Below are 451 nucleotides of genomic sequence, written 5' to 3'. Positions count from 1 at the left end.
TTTCAAGCCTTTCACCGACTTGCCGATGGCGGCCTCGTAATCCGGCACCTCGATGTCGACCGAGGTGGTGTCCTTCGCATCGACAGAGACCATGGATTTCAGAAGGATGGCGCTGTCGCGGACCGTGTGGGCGATCGGGCCGGCCTGGTCGAGCGAGGAGGCGAAGGCGACGACGCCCCAGCGCGAACAGCGGCCATAGGTCGGCTTGATGCCGACGGTGCCGGTAACCGCTCCAGGCTGGCGGATCGAGCCACCGGTATCAGTGCCCAAAGCCAACGGGGCCTGGAAGGAAGCCAAGCTAGCCGCCGAACCACCACCGGAACCACCCGGTACCCGTTCAAGGTCCCAGGGATTATGGGTAGGCCCGAAGGCCGAAGTTTCCGTTGACGACCCCATAGCGAATTCATCAAGGTTCGTCTTGCCGAGGATCACCATTCCGGCATCCTTACAG

1 protein-coding gene is annotated in these 451 nt (G+C 62.5%); it reads right to left on the bottom strand.

The annotated features are described in order from the left end of the window. Positions 1–451 (bottom strand): amidase family protein (locus FMN52_RS18520; protein ID WP_240339540.1); only part of this gene is annotated, 451 nt, incomplete at both ends.

It is taken from the genome of Marinobacter sp. BW6 (assembly GCF_008107725.1).
Lineage (GTDB): Bacteria > Pseudomonadota > Gammaproteobacteria > Pseudomonadales > Oleiphilaceae > Marinobacter.
The sequence above is the reverse complement of the archived record's forward strand: the minus strand, read 5'-3'. Positions and strand labels throughout refer to the sequence as shown.